Source organism: Pleurocapsa sp. CCALA 161 (assembly GCF_003003995.1).
In the GTDB taxonomy this organism is placed as follows: domain Bacteria; phylum Cyanobacteriota; class Cyanobacteriia; order Cyanobacteriales; family Xenococcaceae; genus Waterburya.
Genome location: NZ_PVWF01000016.1, coordinates 1 through 17,242, shown reverse-complemented (window position 1 = coordinate 17,242; position 17,242 = coordinate 1). Strand labels below are relative to the sequence as shown.

Annotated in this window: 11 protein-coding genes; 6 read left to right on the top strand and 5 right to left on the bottom strand. The window is 37.6% G+C overall.

Annotated features, from left to right (window positions below):
- Window positions 1-76: 76 nt before the first annotated feature.
- The 3 genes from C7B62_RS05885 (at window position 77) to C7B62_RS05875 (ending at window position 3,108) form a co-directional block, all read left to right on the top strand.
- The gene (locus tag C7B62_RS05885) at window positions 77-334 is read left to right on the top strand and encodes a GlsB/YeaQ/YmgE family stress response membrane protein (RefSeq protein ID WP_106233692.1); all 258 of its coding nucleotides are present in this window, start codon (window positions 77-79) and stop codon (window positions 332-334) included.
- Between the two features lie 206 nt (window positions 335-540).
- Window positions 541-1,443, top strand: a complete 903-nt coding sequence (locus C7B62_RS05880) for a class I SAM-dependent methyltransferase (protein ID WP_106233691.1) — start codon at window positions 541-543, stop codon at window positions 1,441-1,443.
- Window positions 1,444-1,581: 138 nt separating this feature from the next.
- Complete coding sequence (locus tag C7B62_RS05875) at window positions 1,582-3,108, top strand: BamA/TamA family outer membrane protein (RefSeq protein WP_106233690.1); 1,527 nt, start codon at window positions 1,582-1,584, stop codon at window positions 3,106-3,108.
- A gap of 75 nt (window positions 3,109-3,183) precedes the next feature.
- On the opposite strand, the gene hemW is transcribed toward C7B62_RS05875, so the two are convergent.
- Window positions 3,184-4,398, bottom strand: a complete 1,215-nt coding sequence (gene hemW, locus C7B62_RS05870) for a radical SAM family heme chaperone HemW (protein ID WP_106233689.1) — start codon at window positions 4,396-4,398, stop codon at window positions 3,184-3,186.
- 476 nt (window positions 4,399-4,874) lie between these two features.
- Between hemW and C7B62_RS05865 the strand changes: the two genes are divergently transcribed.
- Window positions 4,875-5,972 (top strand): PIN/TRAM domain-containing protein, encoded by a 1,098-nt coding sequence (locus C7B62_RS05865; RefSeq protein ID WP_106233688.1) that lies wholly within the window; start codon window positions 4,875-4,877, stop codon window positions 5,970-5,972.
- On the opposite strand, the gene C7B62_RS05860 is transcribed toward C7B62_RS05865, so the two are convergent.
- The gene (locus C7B62_RS05860) at window positions 5,969-7,690 is read right to left on the bottom strand and encodes a cation:proton antiporter (protein WP_106233687.1); all 1,722 of its coding nucleotides are present in this window, start codon (window positions 7,688-7,690) and stop codon (window positions 5,969-5,971) included. The genes C7B62_RS05865 and C7B62_RS05860 overlap by 4 nt on opposite strands.
- A gap of 232 nt (window positions 7,691-7,922) precedes the next feature.
- Window positions 7,923-8,666: a cytochrome c biogenesis protein CcdA gene (locus tag C7B62_RS05855; RefSeq protein ID WP_106233686.1), complete on the bottom strand. Its 744-nt coding sequence runs from the start codon at window positions 8,664-8,666 to the stop codon at window positions 7,923-7,925.
- Window positions 8,667-8,825: 159 nt separating this feature from the next.
- Between C7B62_RS05855 and cax the strand changes: the two genes are divergently transcribed.
- The gene (cax, locus tag C7B62_RS05850) at window positions 8,826-9,917 is read left to right on the top strand and encodes a calcium/proton exchanger (protein ID WP_106233685.1); all 1,092 of its coding nucleotides are present in this window, start codon (window positions 8,826-8,828) and stop codon (window positions 9,915-9,917) included.
- Between the two features lie 596 nt (window positions 9,918-10,513).
- Window positions 10,514-11,284: a hypothetical protein gene (locus C7B62_RS05845; protein ID WP_233219828.1), complete on the top strand. Its 771-nt coding sequence runs from the start codon at window positions 10,514-10,516 to the stop codon at window positions 11,282-11,284.
- Window positions 11,285-11,355: 71 nt separating this feature from the next.
- Here the strand turns inward: C7B62_RS05845 and C7B62_RS05840 are convergent, their stop codons facing one another.
- Together C7B62_RS05840 and C7B62_RS05835 are read right to left on the bottom strand one after the other, a co-directional pair.
- A complete protein-coding gene (locus tag C7B62_RS05840; RefSeq protein WP_106233683.1) occupies window positions 11,356-16,497 on the bottom strand; it encodes an AAA family ATPase in 5,142 nt (1,713 codons plus the stop codon).
- 216 nt (window positions 16,498-16,713) lie between these two features.
- The coding region (locus C7B62_RS05835; protein ID WP_146132051.1) for an EAL domain-containing protein at window positions 16,714-17,242 on the bottom strand (529 nt) is incomplete at its 5' end.

Below are 17,242 nucleotides of genomic sequence, written 5' to 3'. Positions count from 1 at the left end.
AAGTCTAAGTTGAAAATATATATATTATTAATAACAAATTACTTACATAAATTATTTAGAAATCTAGGAGCAAGACATGGGTATTTTAGCTTGGGTAGTATTAGGTTTAATCGCAGGAGCTTTAGCAAAATTAATTTATCCTGGTAATCAAGGCGGTGGCATTATCGCAACTATCGGTTTAGGTATTTTAGGCGCTTTAGTTGGGGGATATGTTGGACAAACCTTGCTGGGGGTCGGCACAACCGCATTTAGTCTTCCAGGCATTATTACTGCCGTGGTGGGTGCAATGTTGTTAATCTTTATCTGGGGTCTACTAACCCGTCGCGCTGCATAGTTCGACGATAGTTTAAATCCTGTTAATTGATTACAAATTACCAATTTTTTCACAAATAAATACTGCACAATAGGGACGTTATGAATAGCGCCCTATTTTCTCTACTCATTATTGCTTTATTATTATCAATATATTAGATTTGAAGCTTTCTGATTTTATAATAAGTTGACCTGCAAAATTAGCCTCGATAAATTTGATAAATTTATATGCTAAAAATCGCTCGTGAAATAGCCAAAACATTACTACCAAAATCTACTATTTATAGCATCAAACGTCAAAGAGAAGAAAAGCGGTTTCAAAAATATACTCAAGAAAAGTTAGAACTTAATTACCGTTTAGTCGATTCAGGTTTTGCCCCACCGAAAGAATTGATTGCTAAAACCGCTGCTTTCAATGAGCAAGAACTAGACAGGCAAAGTAATAACGATGTTTATTTTGAAACTGGATATTGGGAAATTTTACGTTTATTCCAGATTCTAGAGCATTTTTCGATTAACCCAAGAACAATTGGTTCAATTTATGAATTAGGCTGTGGTACAGCCCGATTATTAAGGCATTTTCGCTGTATTGAAGGAGTCAGGCTTGTAGGTTCAGATGTGAATCCTGAAATGATTGAATGGTGTCAGCAAAATCTTCCTGAAATTGAGTTTTATCGCAACGAACTAAAGCCACCGCTTGCTTTTGCTGAAGATAACTCATTTGACCTAATGTTAGCCTCTTCCGTATTTACTCATATTCCTTTAAATACTCAAGAATTATGGTTAGCAGAAATGCAAAGAATTTTACGTCCTGGTGGAATCTTCATCTGTTCAGTATTAGGTAAATTTCACGCCTCAACATTGTTAGGTAATCAGCAACTACAAGAATTAGAAACTGAAGGTAGCTTTACCTTAACTTCTAAAGATTCTAATGCTACCTATTCTACCCGCCTGGGTGGTTCTGGCTGGGATGTAATTCAAACTCGTGCCGAAGTAATTAGAGTTTTTGGCTCATACTTTCACATCATTGATTATATTCCTGGAGTACAGGATTTTTTAGTTTTACTTAAGTCAAATCCTGCGGTTTCTGTAGTTATTAATCCCGTTCCTTTTCCCGCTCAAAAGTTTTGACCTCTGGTTTTAATGTTTGAAAACTAATATTTAAAAAATCTTAAATATTTCAATTTCACTATAAGATTGTTATTGTGTTTCAAATCGCTATTTGAAATTTAGTCTTGATTATGGCAATATGATTATTATTTTTAGATTTTGATAGATTATAATGTTATTGCTCAATTTAATCCTAGTTTCGACAATCAACAATTAATTGCAGTCGAAACAAATAGTTTCATTAAAAAGCCAAAGCAACGAGCAAAAACTCCTATATTTTCATGGCAAAAAGTTAAGGATAAAGTAGTTGTTCCTGTTGGTAATCAAGAAATTATTACCGATATTGTAGTGCTTTTTGTCGATGCAGAAGGTAATTTAATTCAAAGTAAAACTAAGCCAGAAATTATTACTCAAGAATTTAAATTACAGCCAGGAGATATTTATCGAGAAGATTTAGCTCAATCAGGTTTACAAAGAATTTTCAACTTAGTTATTGTTAATCGCGCCAGTCTTAGCCTCGAAAAAGTAGGCGCTAATCAGGTAATTATGGCGATCGCTATAGAGGAAAATAGCAATCTGTCGATTGGTTTTGACCTCACTCTCCCCCCACCAACAGCCTTACAGGGATCGGTTAGACCACTTACAGTTCAGGCACTGTCGGATAGTAGCAGTGGTTTTACGACTGGAGTACAGATTGGACTGCTTAACCTTGGAGGAAGTAATCAGGGAGTTAGTCTAGGTGTGGAAGGTGGCACAGAAGCTTTCGGGTTTAATCTTGGATATCGAAAATTTCTTAGGTATGATCGCGGTTTTGGCATCAACCTATATAATCGCAGGGGCATAGAGGCAGAATATGATGAGGGTAACCCTGAGATAAATCTAGATAATGGCACAGATCCTGTAGTGCATCGTTTTGGCGGTGGAGTAGAGTATTTTCAGTCCTTGGCTAAAGATTGGCAAAGTGCAGTAGGAATTTCTTACCAGCGAGTGTCTGTCAGGGACGGGGTATTTTCGGCTAATATTGAATCTCAGGATGCTCTAGGTAATCGCCTTACCGTGAGTGATAATGGACAAGACGATTTACTAACTCTCAACTTCGCCACTGTTTTAAATCGCGCGGATAATCCCCGCAATCCGACTCGTGGTTATAAGTTTCAGTTTGGTAGCGATCAGTATTTACCGATTGGTGATGCCAGTATTTTGGCTAATCGTTTGGCTGCTAACTATACTCATTATTTTCCTTTGCCTTTGTTTGGGTTTAGTAAAGGGGCAAAAACTCTAGTTCTCAATCTTCAAACAGGTACAATTTTGGGAGATGCTGTTCCCTATGAATCTTTTATCTTAGGTGGTTCTAGTCTAGTGCGGGGTTATGGCGCAAGTGAAATTAGCACGGCTCGTAGTTTTGTTCAGGGAACAATAGAATACCGTTACCCGATTTTGACCGTTAATGCATTTAAAACCGAGATCGATCTCGGGGGAACATTTTTTCTGGACTACACTAACGACTTAGGTTCAGCAGATGCGGTGATTGGTCAACCCGCTATTGTGCGTAATCGTCCTGGAAACGGCTTCGGTTATGGTTTAGGGCTACGTGCTTTAACTCCTATTGGTACAGTACGGACAGAATTTGCCCTCAATGACGAAGGGGAGACAAAATTTATTTTCGATATAGGCGATCGCTTTTAGCCCAAGTTGTTCACAAGTCAAAAGTCAATAACTAAGTCTCATGTTACTTTTGACAAACATTGTTAAAACCAGATTTCAGGCAAATTTCTCAAATAAAGTAGCAAGAATCGGATTAGAAAATAAAAATCCTTCAGGATCGCTTAGGCGTAGTTTACGTTTACCTGATTGATTATCCTTAACAATAATTTTTACCCATCCTTGCTGTAAATAAGGCTTAATAGCAGACAAAATTGCCTGTTGAACCTGTGGGCTAAACTGCTCTAAATGAACCCCTGAAGCTAGACGTAAACCCAACATCAAAGTCTCTAATAAATAGTCTGTTGGCGATGTCTCTGGCACGTCAATAACTGCCCCTGCTTCTAACCAAGCATAGTATTCTTTACGGGTGCGCGGACGGCTAAATCTTTGTCCTGCAACATAGCTAGCTGCACCCATGCCAAAACCATAATAAGGTTTGTTCTCCCAATAAACTCGGTTGTGGCGACATTGATAACTAGATTGAGCATAATTAGAGATCTCGTAATGCTCATATCCCGCAGCAGTGAGAGTTTGCTGGGTTAACCGATACATCATGGCGGTATCATCATCATTAGGTAGGGGAGTTTCTCCTGGCTGATACTGTTTGCCAAAAGCAGTAACGGGTTCAAGTACCAAATCGTAGCAAGACAGGTGCTGTGGCGCGATCGCGATCGCCTTTTGTAAAGATGTCTGACAATGCTGTAGAGTTTGCTGGGGTAAACCTGAAATGAGATCTAAACTAAAATTTTTAATGCCCAATTGTTGAATTATCTCTACTGCCTGCATCACGTCTGATCGGGTATGAGAGCGCCCACAGATTTTTAATAGTTCTTCATCAAAAGTCTGTACCCCTAGACTAAAACGATTGACACCAGCAGCTAAATATCCGAGTAAGCGATCGCGATCAAACGTACCTGGATCGATTTCCATCGAGATTTCTGCATTACTGGCAATACCAAACTGTAAAGCGATCGCCTGAATGATTCGCGCAAGCTGTTTTGGATCAAGTAAAGAAGGAGTCCCTCCACCAAAAAAAACTGTGGTTAAAGGTTGTTGTAGAGGATGAGTTAACTGAATCTCTTTAATTAAAGCAGCAAGATAATCTTCAACCATTGTCAACGTCGATTTACCTTTGCCCACTACCGAAATGGGAAAATCGCAATAATAGCAACGGCGACGACAAAAGGGAATATGTATATAGGCGGCAGTAGGAATTATTTTCGAACAAGTATATGCTAAATCATCGTTTTTAGACGATCTTGTATGAGTCATTTTTAATTGGACAATTTATACCCCAATCTTAACTAACTCATCAAAACTTTTACTAATTTTAGACGCTGAGTCTGCTTTAATATAGAAAAAGTTTTCTAGCGCACAATCAATTTTGCTACATTAAAAACCGCCCAGGATAATATTCAAAGATTTACAACAGTTCAAAGGAATAAAATAAAGTTTGGCAAATAGGTATTTTAAGTTTGCTACCAAGCTGCTAACAGTAGTTTTGGGATCATTTATCCATAGTCATTCAGCAATTTTCTGTACTTAACCAGAAATTAATTTGAGTAATTTTTCTGGCAAAACTGTTCAATTTTTTGGTTAATATGTTCTGCGTCTGAAATTTTGGCTAATCATAATCAGACTAATAGATTAGACCAATATTAAGAACTCCCATTGTTTTGCACATAATCCCTCAGAATTTATTACAGTAAAGAAGAAATATATCTAAATCATTTTATTCAACTAAAACAATGGTTGATGCCATCATAATTATCATTTGCATTATTGCAGCAGTAAACATCGGATTCGATGGGTTACAGTTGCTACCTCAAGATATCTTGGAAGGGGTATCTAACATTGAAGCTTTGCGGTTTGTGATTGCAGGATTTGCTGCCATTATCGGTTTGGGTGTAGGGGTTGCAGTCCAAACTACCTATCGGCGTTTGGAAAATCAAATTCGTCAAACCAAGATTGAAGTTATTATTACCAGAGCGATCGGTCTAGTCATGGGTTTATTGGTAGCTAATTTGACTTTAGCACCAGTCTTTCTGCTGCCAATTCCCAAAGAGTTGAGCTTTTTTAAACCAGCTTTTGCCGTGCTTGGTAGCGTCATGTTTTCCTATCTGGGGATTAGTTTAGCTGATACCCACGGACGAACTTTTTTACGCCTGATTAATCCTAATAGTATTGAGTCGATGTTGGTCGCAGAAGGTACTCTAGAAGCGATGCCAACCAAGATTTTAGATACTAGCTGCATTATCGACGGGAGGGTAGAAGAGCTACTTAAAACAGGCTTTCTGGAAGGACAAGTATTGATTCCTCAGTTTGTGCTGCAAGAATTACAGAACTTAGCGGATGCTAGCAATTCTCAGAAGCGCATTCGGGGTAGAAGGGGTCTGGATATCCTCAACCAAATGCAAGAAAATTATCCCGATCGCATTGTAATCAACAAAGCGGATTATGAAGAGATCGAGACAGTTGATGCGAAGTTGGTAAATTTAGCGCAAGAAATAAGCGGTACTTTGTTAACTAATGACTACAACTTAAGCAAAGTAGCTAATCTGCAAAAAGTTCAGATCCTCAATATCAACGATCTAGCTCGCGCACTTCGCCCTGTATATCTTCCAGGTGATTATTTAGAGCTAAAAATTCTCAAGCAAGGGAAAGAACCCGAACAGGGTATTGGCTATCTCGAAGACGGCACAATGGTAGTGGTTGAAGAAGGTAGCGACAGTGTTGGTGGAGAACTACAGGTAGTAGTCACATCCTCTCTGCAAACCTCCGCAGGACGAATGATTTTTGCTAAACCCCAATCAGAGTCGGAAAGTTATTCTAATGTAGTTAGCTAAGGAGAATCTCGGACACGAAGATAACGATCTGTACGAATTTCTTGAATAACGTTAATTGTTTTTTGTTTATCTTCTCCCAAGGTACTTAAAATCTGCCTGCCCATTTCTAACGCCGCTTCAAATTCTGGCTGTACTACCTCTACTGCACCAAGTTGAGTTAATAGATCGATTTCTTTATCGCTGTGAGAGCGAACAACTATATCAAGATGAGAATTAATTTTGGTTACTAGCTTGAGTAAAATACGGGTACTAGAAGGATCGGGAAGGGCGATCGCGATCGCCTTGGCCTTATCTAAGTGCGCCTTTTCCAAAACTAATTCAGAATCTGCGTCACCAAAGATATAGGGAATTTTCGCCTGGCGTAAACTCCGAACAGCAGCTTCACTATTTTCAATGACTAAGACAGTGTAATGGCGATCGCGTAATACCCTAACTAAGACTTGTCCCACTCTGCCATAACCTGCTACAACAACATGGTCACAAATAGTTTGCGGAATAGATACACCTTTATTTTGTCGTTGTTTTAATAACTCAGCAATTATAGGAGTAGTAGCTAATCTTTGAGCTATCTCTGGTGCAAGTTTCATACTAATCGGAGTCAATACCAGAGTAATCGCCGTTGTCCCAATTAATAGATCGTATTGTTCTTGGTTAATCAATCCCAATCTTTCCCCTAATGCTGCTAAGACAAAAGAGAATTCACCAATTTGATTTAAACCTAAGCTACTTATGACAGCCGTTTTGAAAGAATAACCAAATTTCCAAATGATCGGCAAAATAATCCCTGCCTTGCCGATCATCACCAATACGACCAAACCAATAATTACACCCAAGTTTTGCCAGAGAGTAACGGGATTGATTAACATGCCGATAGATGCGAAAAATAAACTAGCAAAGGTATCTCTTAGCGGGATCATCTTAGCTAATGCCTGATCGGCATAGTCAATTTCAGCAATGGTTAATCCTGCTACAAACGCACCCATTTCAATTGATAAACCCAAGCTAGCGGTAACTAGGGCTATACCCAAACATAGAGCAATTACTGTCAGTAGAAATAACTCGCTATTCTCAGTTTTGGCAACGGTAGTCATTAGGTGAGGAATAACCCAGTACCCCGCAGCGATCGCACCAGTAAAAAATAGTACAGCTTTTAATACCGCTATAACCAACGCTGGAAATAAATTATCGGGCTGGTTTAAGGCTGGCAATACAGCCAGCATCAATCCTAAAGCCAAATCTTGAGCAATCAAAATTGCCAGCATTACCTGACCATGAATAGTATTGACTTCTCCTCTTTCTGTTAGTGTTTTCAGTACTATTGCTGTGGAAGAAAGAGACAGCACCGCGCCCATAAAGATTCCTTCTACGGGAGTTTGCACCCACCCCAAGACAGTAGTTAACAAACCAACTAAGGCGATCGTCAAGCCAATTTGTAGTAAGCTACCCCTAATCGCAATGTCTTTAACTCGTTTCAATTCAGCTAAAGAAAATTCTACCCCCAAAGCAAATAGTAAAAAAGCCACACCTATTTCAGCCAAGGATTTAATTTCTTCAATTTGAGTAATTTGACCCAAGCCAAAAGGACCAATTATCAAACCTGCCAGCAGATAACCCAGCAAAACTGGCTGCCGTAAGCGATGAACAAGAAATCCACCAATCGCTGATGAGCCTAATACGAGCGTTATGTCAAAAACGAAGGTGTGATTTACTACTGCCATTAGATTACTAACTATTAGTTAATATCTACCATTTTAAATACAATAAAGTAGTTCAGAATCAATAGAAAAATAAATATGATTGCCTTCTATTGATTAAGCTTATCAAAGCGAAAGTTTCAGGATTATTGATTTTCCCTGATTATCCGAAGATGTATCTCCTGCATTGCAGCGTATGAGCGGTCTGTTTGCCAAAACTTTAAAAGGATAGAGGCCCCTGTTTGGACACAAAATCTTATATAAAGCTCATAGCTGGTAAGCGAGATAATAAAGAAAAAATACCAAATCCTAGTAACAAAGCACCACTAATAGGATTAATCCAGCTAGACCAACGACGTAGTTCTAGAATCTTTTTAATCGAGGCTGTGAAAGTTCCGGCAATAACCAACGGCGTAACATAGCCGATCGCATATGCCACTAATAAACCTGCTCCTAAAACTAAATTTTGCGTAGTTGCCACCCAAGTTAAAAGTGTTGCTAGCACTGGAGTACTGCAAGGAGAAGCAATTAAGCCAAAGGTAAGACCGAGTAAATAGGAACGAACTCCACGGGGTAAATCAGCGCTAATCCAGTCTGTTGCGCCTAGAGAAGGAAAGCGCAACGGCAAAATTTCCAAGAGATTGAGTCCCATAGCGATCGCGACTAAGCTAACTACAATGGGTAAACCCACTCCAATTTGTCCGTATACTTTACCGATGGAAGTAGCAATAATACCTAAAATAGCTAGCGTCGTCGCCAAGCCCAAAGCAAACCAGCTAGACTGCACTGCTGCTTGTAGTTTTCCCTCAGATTCATAACCGCCAATATAGCCGACAGTAATGGGCAACATCGATAGCATACAGGGAGTAAGGCTGGTAACAAGTCCTGCCAAAAAAATAATGCCAATACTAACCAGACTAAGATGATCTAATTGAGTGGAGACAAGGCGATCGGCAAATCGTTCTAATAAATATAATTGCGTTTGTAAAAATTCCAGCATTAAAAAAGTTGATGATAGTCAGTCTAGCTTATAGTTAGTACTGTCTAAATTCTATCAAAATAGCTAATTCTCAAGGTCTTCCTTCTCAAGAAAGACTAATATTAGCTGACGTGCTATTACAGTGAAGTCATTAGCGTAAGGAATTGCAGATCTAAAAATATGTTCAATAAAGATACATTTTTCTTAATTTTACTGGTGTTTATTCCCGTATCTATTGCCGCACATTTTTTGGAATGGGGGGAGACAGTTGTTTTTATCACCGCTGCTATGGGTATTGTGCCTCTGGCTTCTTTTATGGGTAAAGCCACCGAAGAAATTGCTGTTGTTACAGGCCCTAATATTGGCGGTTTGCTCAACGCCACTTTTGGCAATGCAACTGAACTAATTTTGGCTTTTATTGCCCTCAAAGGTGGTTTAGTTGGAGTAGTCAAGGCAACCATTACAGGTTCAATAGTCAGTAACCTACTGTTGGTCATGGGATTTTCCATGTTGCTAGGGGGTTTGAAGTTTAAAGAGCAAAAATTTCAGTCAACCGTAGCCAGGCTAAATGCCTCGACGATGAACTTAGCAGTAATCGCCTTATTGTTACCGACAGCGGTTCAATATACTTCATCAGGGATTGAAGAACAAACCTTGCAAAATCTCTCTGTAGCCGTAGCAGTAATTCTAATTTTAGTTTATGGACTAACTCTACTCTTTTCGATGAAAACTCATGCCTATCTTTGTGAAGTAGCCGATGTGGGTTTAGAAGAGGGAGGAGAAGGTGAACCCAAAGTCAACTTACCTTTTTGGATTTTTATTCTGTTAGTTGTTACCTTAGCCGTGTCAGTAGAATCAGAACTCCTGGTGGATTCTTTAGAAGTGGCTACGTCTGAATTAGGCTTAAGCGCTTTGTTTACGGGGGTAATTTTGCTACCTATCATTGGTAACGCAGCGGAACACGCAACGGCGGTAACGGTAGCGATGAAAGATAAGATGGATCTTTCTGTCTCCGTGGCGGTAGGTTCAAGTATGCAGATCGCCCTGTTTGTTGCCCCTGTGTTGGTAATTGCTGGCTGGATTATTGGTCAACCAATGGATCTTAACTTCAATCCCTTTGAACTAGTTGCGGTAACAGTAGCGGTGTTAATTGCTAACTCGATTAGTTCTGATGGTGAGTCAAACTGGCTTGAAGGTAGTTTACTGTTGGCGACTTATGCAGTGGTAGCACTCGCTTTCTTTTTCCATCCTGTCGTGGAAGGGATGATTTAAATAGTATCAATAGGTATTGATCTTCAATCAAGGCAGAAACAAGATTTATAGCCGTACCAGATTAGGTTAGGACGTATTCAAGTTATTTGCCCGTAAGTAACAAGTAACGAGTAATGATTGTCCTAATATAAGTGCGTATCGCTATTATACCAATTTTCGAAAGTAACAAGAGACTTAGTACAGTTGGTCAAAGGGAAAAGGAGAAAGGAGAAAGGAGAAAGCATCATAGACTAAGCCTTTTACCCTTTACACCGAACTAAGCGGTGCAAGCCTTTAACCTTTAACCATCCCTTTATATCTATCTTTGTATCGATCTAGTTATTTTTTAAAAATGGTATTATCTTATTCCTGCCTTTTTTTTGTCAACCAATATACTAAATTTTAAGATAATTAGTTTTCTCTAAAATATTGGTTTTTTTTCTATTTTTAATATTTTCTTCATAATATCTATTAATATCTAGATTTTAAGCGCTTAATATGATAGTTTAATTTAAGAGGTATTTGAGCAAAGTTAATCTTTAGTTCTGAAAACTTCTTTATCAATTGGCAATCTCTTGGGTGAATGAATTAGACAATTCTTATCCCCAAATTTTCGGTTGCCTAATATCAAACTACCCAATAATTATTTGAATGAGATGAAAAGTATCCTAGCTTTGATTGAATCAAAACAGAAAGTTTATGCTCAGTCTCCTCTATTCCACTTTATGAAAGACCAGAGTATTAATCCTTTAAAAAGATTAGCTTTTGTTCCTTGTTCTGCGCCTTTTATTTTGGGATTTACAGATTTATGTAAATATGCTTTTTATCAAGAACATACAAATAGTAAGATTCAGTCAATTTTAAATCAACATGCCTATGAAGATGCCAATCACTGGCAATGGTTTCTTGAAGATATGGAAAGTTTAGGATTTAATTGTCAATTAGAAATGAATGATGCCCTATTTTTTTTATGGCATGAGGAAACTAAAGCCTCACGGTTGGTTACTTACGAGTTGTACAAATATATTGCCGAGAGTACAGAAATCGAAAAGCTAGTTATTTTAGAATCACTTGAAGGTCTGGCAGATATCTTTTTATCTTTTACTAAAAAAGTTACTGAGGAACTGCAATTGACTACTAATAAAGAGTATAAATATTTTGGTGGTCTTCATGTAGCAGCAGAACAGGATCATGAAGCTCATTCAGATGATATGCATGAGTATATTCAAAACATTTATATTCCAGAAGAAAACAAGCAACACAGCATAAAATTAGTTGAAAAGGTCTTTGAACTTTTTACTCAATGGAATCAAGGATTATTAACTTACGCCCAAGCTCAGTCTTTAGAGTGCCAGCTTGAATACAGTCAGATGTTAAAAGCCGTATAAGCTTATAGTTAAGTGTAAGAGTTGAGTAATACTTAGCTCTTACAATGAATTTGGTTATAAATTCTCATCAATTAAATTCTACTGCCGTAATTTAGTTCTTCAAACGCAATTTCAATCTTAGTACCTTGCGTTTGATCGAGTTTTATTTCACCTTCTAACTGTTCAACTAAAGTACAGACTAACTCTAGTCCCAAGGAATCACTATTGTATAAATCCAAACCTGGTTTAAAGCCAACGCCATCGTCTTGAATAGTCATGACAACTTTACTTACTGAATTATGTTTTAGCTTCAGCCAAATATTACCACTACTGCGATCGCAAAAACCATGTTCGATAGCATTAGAAATCAACTCGTTGACAATTAAACCGCAAGGGTTTGCGCTTTCAATATTCAGTTCAATTGGTTCAAGGTCGAGAATCAAGTTGATATTTCTCTCTTGACTAGCTTGAGAGTAGGCTAAATTGTCGAGCAAAGATTCAATATAATTAGCAAAATTGATTCTATCTAGCTTACTATTGCCATAAAGATGTTGATGAATCATTGCCATGGCTGTAATACGATTTTGGCAGTTTTCCAGCAGTTTAATTACTTTGGGATCGTCTACATAGTTGCTCTGAAAATCCAACAGAGTGGAAACAACAAACAAATTGTTTTTAACTCGATGATGAATTTCCTTAAGCAAAATCTCTTTTTGTTTGAGCGACTTTTGCACCGAAGCATGATCTTCAAGTTCTTTATATAATTTAGCGTTGGCAATCGAAATAGATACTTGAGACAGTAAAGCTTGCAAAACTGATAATTTTTGATCGGAAAAAGTACCCTGAATCAAACTATTTTCTAAATAAATAATTCCCTGTAGTTGATCTTGATAAATCATCGGGCAACATAAAACAGATTTAGCTTGATGCTTAATAATGTAGGGATCATTAATAAACATCCCTTCTTGATGAGCTTGCTTGAGAATTACTGTACTGCGAGTACTTTGAACATAGTTAATAATCGAGCTGGGCAAATCTTGATACTCATTGATTGAGATATTAGGTAAATCAATTGTTTTTAAATCAATGGATGTTGAAGCTGCAACTATCCAGGCCGAATCTTGCTCAAGCAGTAAAGTGCTTTTTTGCGCTCCTGCATTTTCCATGACGATCCTCATCATTTTAGCTAACAAGTTATCTAAAACAATTTCCGAAGATATTGCTTGTGATGCTTTCATGATCGAAAAGAGATCTAAATTAGCCAAATTTGAGCAGGATGTATAGTCATCAGCAGTAATTTCTTCAGCTTGATGATTATGGTTAGTGATTAATTCTTGTTTGGGAATGCAGTTGAGTAGAGTTAAATGCTTTGATTCTAATTCTTGGACTTTGGCTAACGCACCCCACTGTAAATAACCTTGATAAGAATCAGTCAAGTAATAACCTGCTATTTTGATTTTTCCTCTTGATAGATAAAACTCTCCTGCCAATTCTTCTGCTAATGCAGATAGATGCAGATACCCGACTTTAGTTACCTCGGCAATTGCTCGATCATAACAAGTAGCTGCTTGTTCATTATCTCCACATATCCTAGCTATTTCAGCGCTGATCAACTCATATTTATGCTGATAATTATTGGGTGCATGACTTGCCCAATGTTGAATTTTCTGCCTACAATCAACAATATCTGCTGGTAAATTAATTGGTTGAATTTTAGTTTTGGGAGGATATGTAGCTAGCATAGCTAAACCATAGTAGAAATGATATTCCCCAAAGCATATCGTACCCACGCTAGCATTCAGATATTGCTTTCCTTGGCGACCATAAACTACAGCCTGCTGATAATCTTGAAAGAAATAGCAGAGAATTAACTTTGCCAGATAAAGAGCAAATAAGGAGGTAGCATTATTCTCTTGTTGCCACTTAACTATCACCTCTGATTCGTCAAAGCTTTTGCCAATTAGTAAGAATTTGTCTGTGGCTTTTCCCTGGAAGTTAAGATTTAGCTGATGCCAAATTCGAGCATAATTTAACTGAAAATCCTGTTTAAACTGAGCAATCATTTCAATTTGCTTAGAGGATTGTGCTTCAACCGTCGGCAACGGCTCTCCTAACAAAAATAAATAGGTGCAATAGTATTTAGCGTGGAAACAGGCATGTTCGAGATCTCCAGCATCGATCCCAGTTTGAATTCCCTGTAAAAAATGTTCTAGGATAGTAATTGCTGGTTCTCGCCAATGACGAATCATGTTGTTGAACAAAAAACTAAGTTTAGATTGAATTTCTTGAGCATGAAATTGTTCTTGCAGTTCTAAAGCTAATTGACCCAATTGATATCCTGTCTCGATATTGCCTGAAGCACACAGCAGCATTCCATAAAGACCATAAGTATAGGCAGACAGGGAAGAGTTACCGTATTGCAGACAAAGATCAAGCATTTTCGCAACCACTACAGGAAATAGTTGCGATCGCACAATATAAACAGGAGGAATAATAATCGTTAATATTTCCATTGCTCTAATCTCAGAGCAATTCTGCATAATCGGCAGTTTTTTTAAAGACTTAATATTTTGCTGACTGATATCTAAACGGAGAGTATATTCTGGATTGTCAGTAAAATCATTGGGTAAATAGATCTTTAATAATTTCAGCACAGATAAGCCTAAATCTACCGCTAATTGCATTTGATTTTGAGCAATATGGGCATGAATTTTAATTTTGTAGACTTGAACTCGATCTAGTACAGTTTCTGCTTGAGTTAGTAAGATATTTCCTAGCTGTTCAGCATAAATAAAATTACCGAGCAAATATTGAATTTCAGCTGCTTGTTGATAGACGGCTAACATTAGAGGATAGTTATCTTGCCAGGCAGATCTTGGCAATAGGTTCAGCGCGATCTCTAGATAATTGGCCGCCACTTTATAAGCGTTAGCAGTTTTAGCTTTTTTGCCCGCAGTTAAATTTAATTTAACTAAACGGTTTTTAGCTGGCTGCTCAATTAGTAATGTTCTGGCAAGATTTAAATGATGAACTATAACAAAGATTTTCTCCTCCATCTCGATAGTGGATGTCTGCTGTAGAAGAAATTGACCAATGAGCAAATGCAGTCGGCTTAATTCTGCTGCTGGGAGGAGTGAATAAACCGTTTGATAAACGCGATCGTGCGAAAATTGATAAGAGGCTGTTGATTGTAGATGCTCAACAATAATAATTCCCTCTTGGAGAGCAGAGTTTAGTTCTTGGGCGATTGCTTCTTGATCGAGCTGTATAGTAGAACTATTACTACTATTATTGAATTTTGCGGTCTTCTGCCAAATATGAGTTAAAAGCGTTAAGTCAAACCGATTACCTATACAAGCAGCAAGTTTTAAGATTTGCAGACAGGTATCGGGAAGTTGATTTAAATTATTACAAACTAATTCCAAGATATTATGATTGACAACGGAAGTAGTCAGAAGCTCAGAGATCGACCACTGCCAGCTTAAAGAGTCAAAGTCAAAGGTTAGCAGCTTTTCTCGCTCAAAAGATTGCAAGAGAAGATGGATTAAAAAAGGATTGCCGTGGGTACGTTGAAGCAGTAATTGAGCCAGAGGTAATGATATTTTAGGTTCACAGCACAAAGTATCCACCAGCAGACAATTGATATCGGCGATCGCTAATGGTTGCAGGGCAATTTGCTTAACTTGAGTGATTTGTGAGATTTTGGCGATCGCTTGAACTAAGAAGTGATCTGAATCTACTTCGCGATACGCTCCTATGATTAATAAATACTGGCTTTGATAATTTTCTACCAACAGCTCAATTAATTTCAAACAGCTAACATCAGCCCATTGCAGATTGTCCAAAAACAAAATTAAAGGGCATTCTGCTTGAGTAAAAACCTGTAAGAATTTAACAAATACAGTATTAAAACGATTTTGGCTTTCTTGAGGGGCAAGTTCGGGTATATCTGGCTGCGAACCAATAATCAACTCTAATTCTGGCAGTATATTAGTAATTACTTTACCGTTGTTGGCGATCGCCGTTTGAATTTTTTGCTCCCAAAGCTGACGACTGGCTGGATTTTCAGTTAGCAACTGCTGGATTAACTCCCGTAGAGCCTGAATCATTCCTTGGTAAGGGATACTGCTGATATCCTCAAAGTTGCCTGTAACAAAGTGACCTTCTTTGCCGATTAGGGTAGGAATAACCTGTTTGACTAAGGCAGTTTTGCCCATCCCTGATTCTCCTGTGAGAAGCAATAATTCAGCTTTTGCTGAGGATTTAACTCTCGCGATCGATTCGGCGATCGCTTTTGATTCGCTAGCACGAGCATAAAGCTGAGTTGAAAGCTTAAATTGACCACGACGATCTAATCTAGCTAATTCAAATTCTTCAATTACACCGCAGTGAGCATACTGTGTTTGGCAATGTTCCAAGTCGGCTTTAATTGCTTCAGCACTTTGATATCGATCATCAGGATTTTTAGCCAGCAGCTTCATAATCATTGCGGAGATTACTTGAGAAATGCGATTGTTTAACTCATGAGGTGTGGGGGGAGTTTGAGCCAGATGACAGTGGATTAACTCTAGAGAATCTTGAGGATCATAGGGCATTACACCAGTTACAATTTGATAGAGCAGAATTCCCAAGGAATAAAAATCAGCACGATAATCAAGAGCAATATTCATTCTCCCCGTCTGTTCTGGGGCAACATAGGCTATGTTTAAGCCTGAAAATAGCTCTGATGCTGTCTTGGCAACTGAATCCGTTTTAGTAGTAGCAAAAGCACAGTTAATTAGCTTTAGCTCAAAGCTGTTAGGATTGATTAAAATGCAGCCAGGTTCTAAATTGCGGTGAATTATTCCTTGACGATGTATTGCTTGTAGAGTTTCGGCTAGCTGAATTGCGATCGCGAAGCATAGGCGGAGCCTAATCGCTACAAAAGTGGGAAATGAAACTGTTTGAGTCTGCAAAAATTCAACTAAACTCTGTCCCTCAAAATTTTCTAAAATTAAACCCAGCTTATTTTCATAATTTTCTAGTCTCAAAGGCTTAACTATACTTTTATTCTGAAAACTTTTTAGTAAAGCATATTCTCTGTTTAAGCTTTTTTTTGCTTCAATTTCTGATACTTGAGAACTATAGGTTTTTATTAATACTAAATCTTGACTTGATTCATCAATCATTCGTTCAAGTTTAAATCGATCATTAGTATGAATTTCAACTAATTTATTAGGATAATATAAGCTCATTATTATATGAAATACTTTAAAGTTAGCTAGAAATGAAAAGTAGGGAAGTAGAGGAAGTAAAAGAGTAATTTGTAGAATTCATTTGTGGATTTTATATTACTACTTGAAAAGTAGAAATATCAATCTGAAGCATGAGCAAGATGTACCGCTAAAAGAAAGTTTAGCGGAGTCTTAAATCTAACAGCTAACAGCTAATAGCTAATAGCTAAAAAATAATCATGACTGCCTACTTGAATGCAGATAATCCATTGCTAGTTTTTGAAACTCTTGTGCCGATAAAGGACGACTAAACAAAAATCCTTGGATTGCATCGCATTGCGCATTTTTTAGGAATTCTAATTCTGCCGTAGTTTCGACTCCTTCAGCAACAACTTTTAAACCTAATTGCTGCGCCATTTCAATTATTGTTTTAGTAATTACTGCATTGACCTTATTCTGATTAATATCCCGAATAAAGCAAGCATCTATTTTTAAAGTGTCAAAAGGAAATTGCTGTAAATACCCCAAAGAAGAATATCCTGTACCAAAATCATCCAACGATATTTGAATGCCTATTTTTTTGAGCAGATTTAATCTGTGAACAGTAGTTTTGATATTTTCTACTAAAATAGATTCGGTTAATTCTAATTCCAAAAAATGAGGCTCTAATGACGTTTTAAACAAAGTTTGAGTTATTTGATGAAATAAGTCTGATTGTTTAAACTGCGCTCCTGATAGATTAACGCTGATTTTGTGGGTGGTTAAT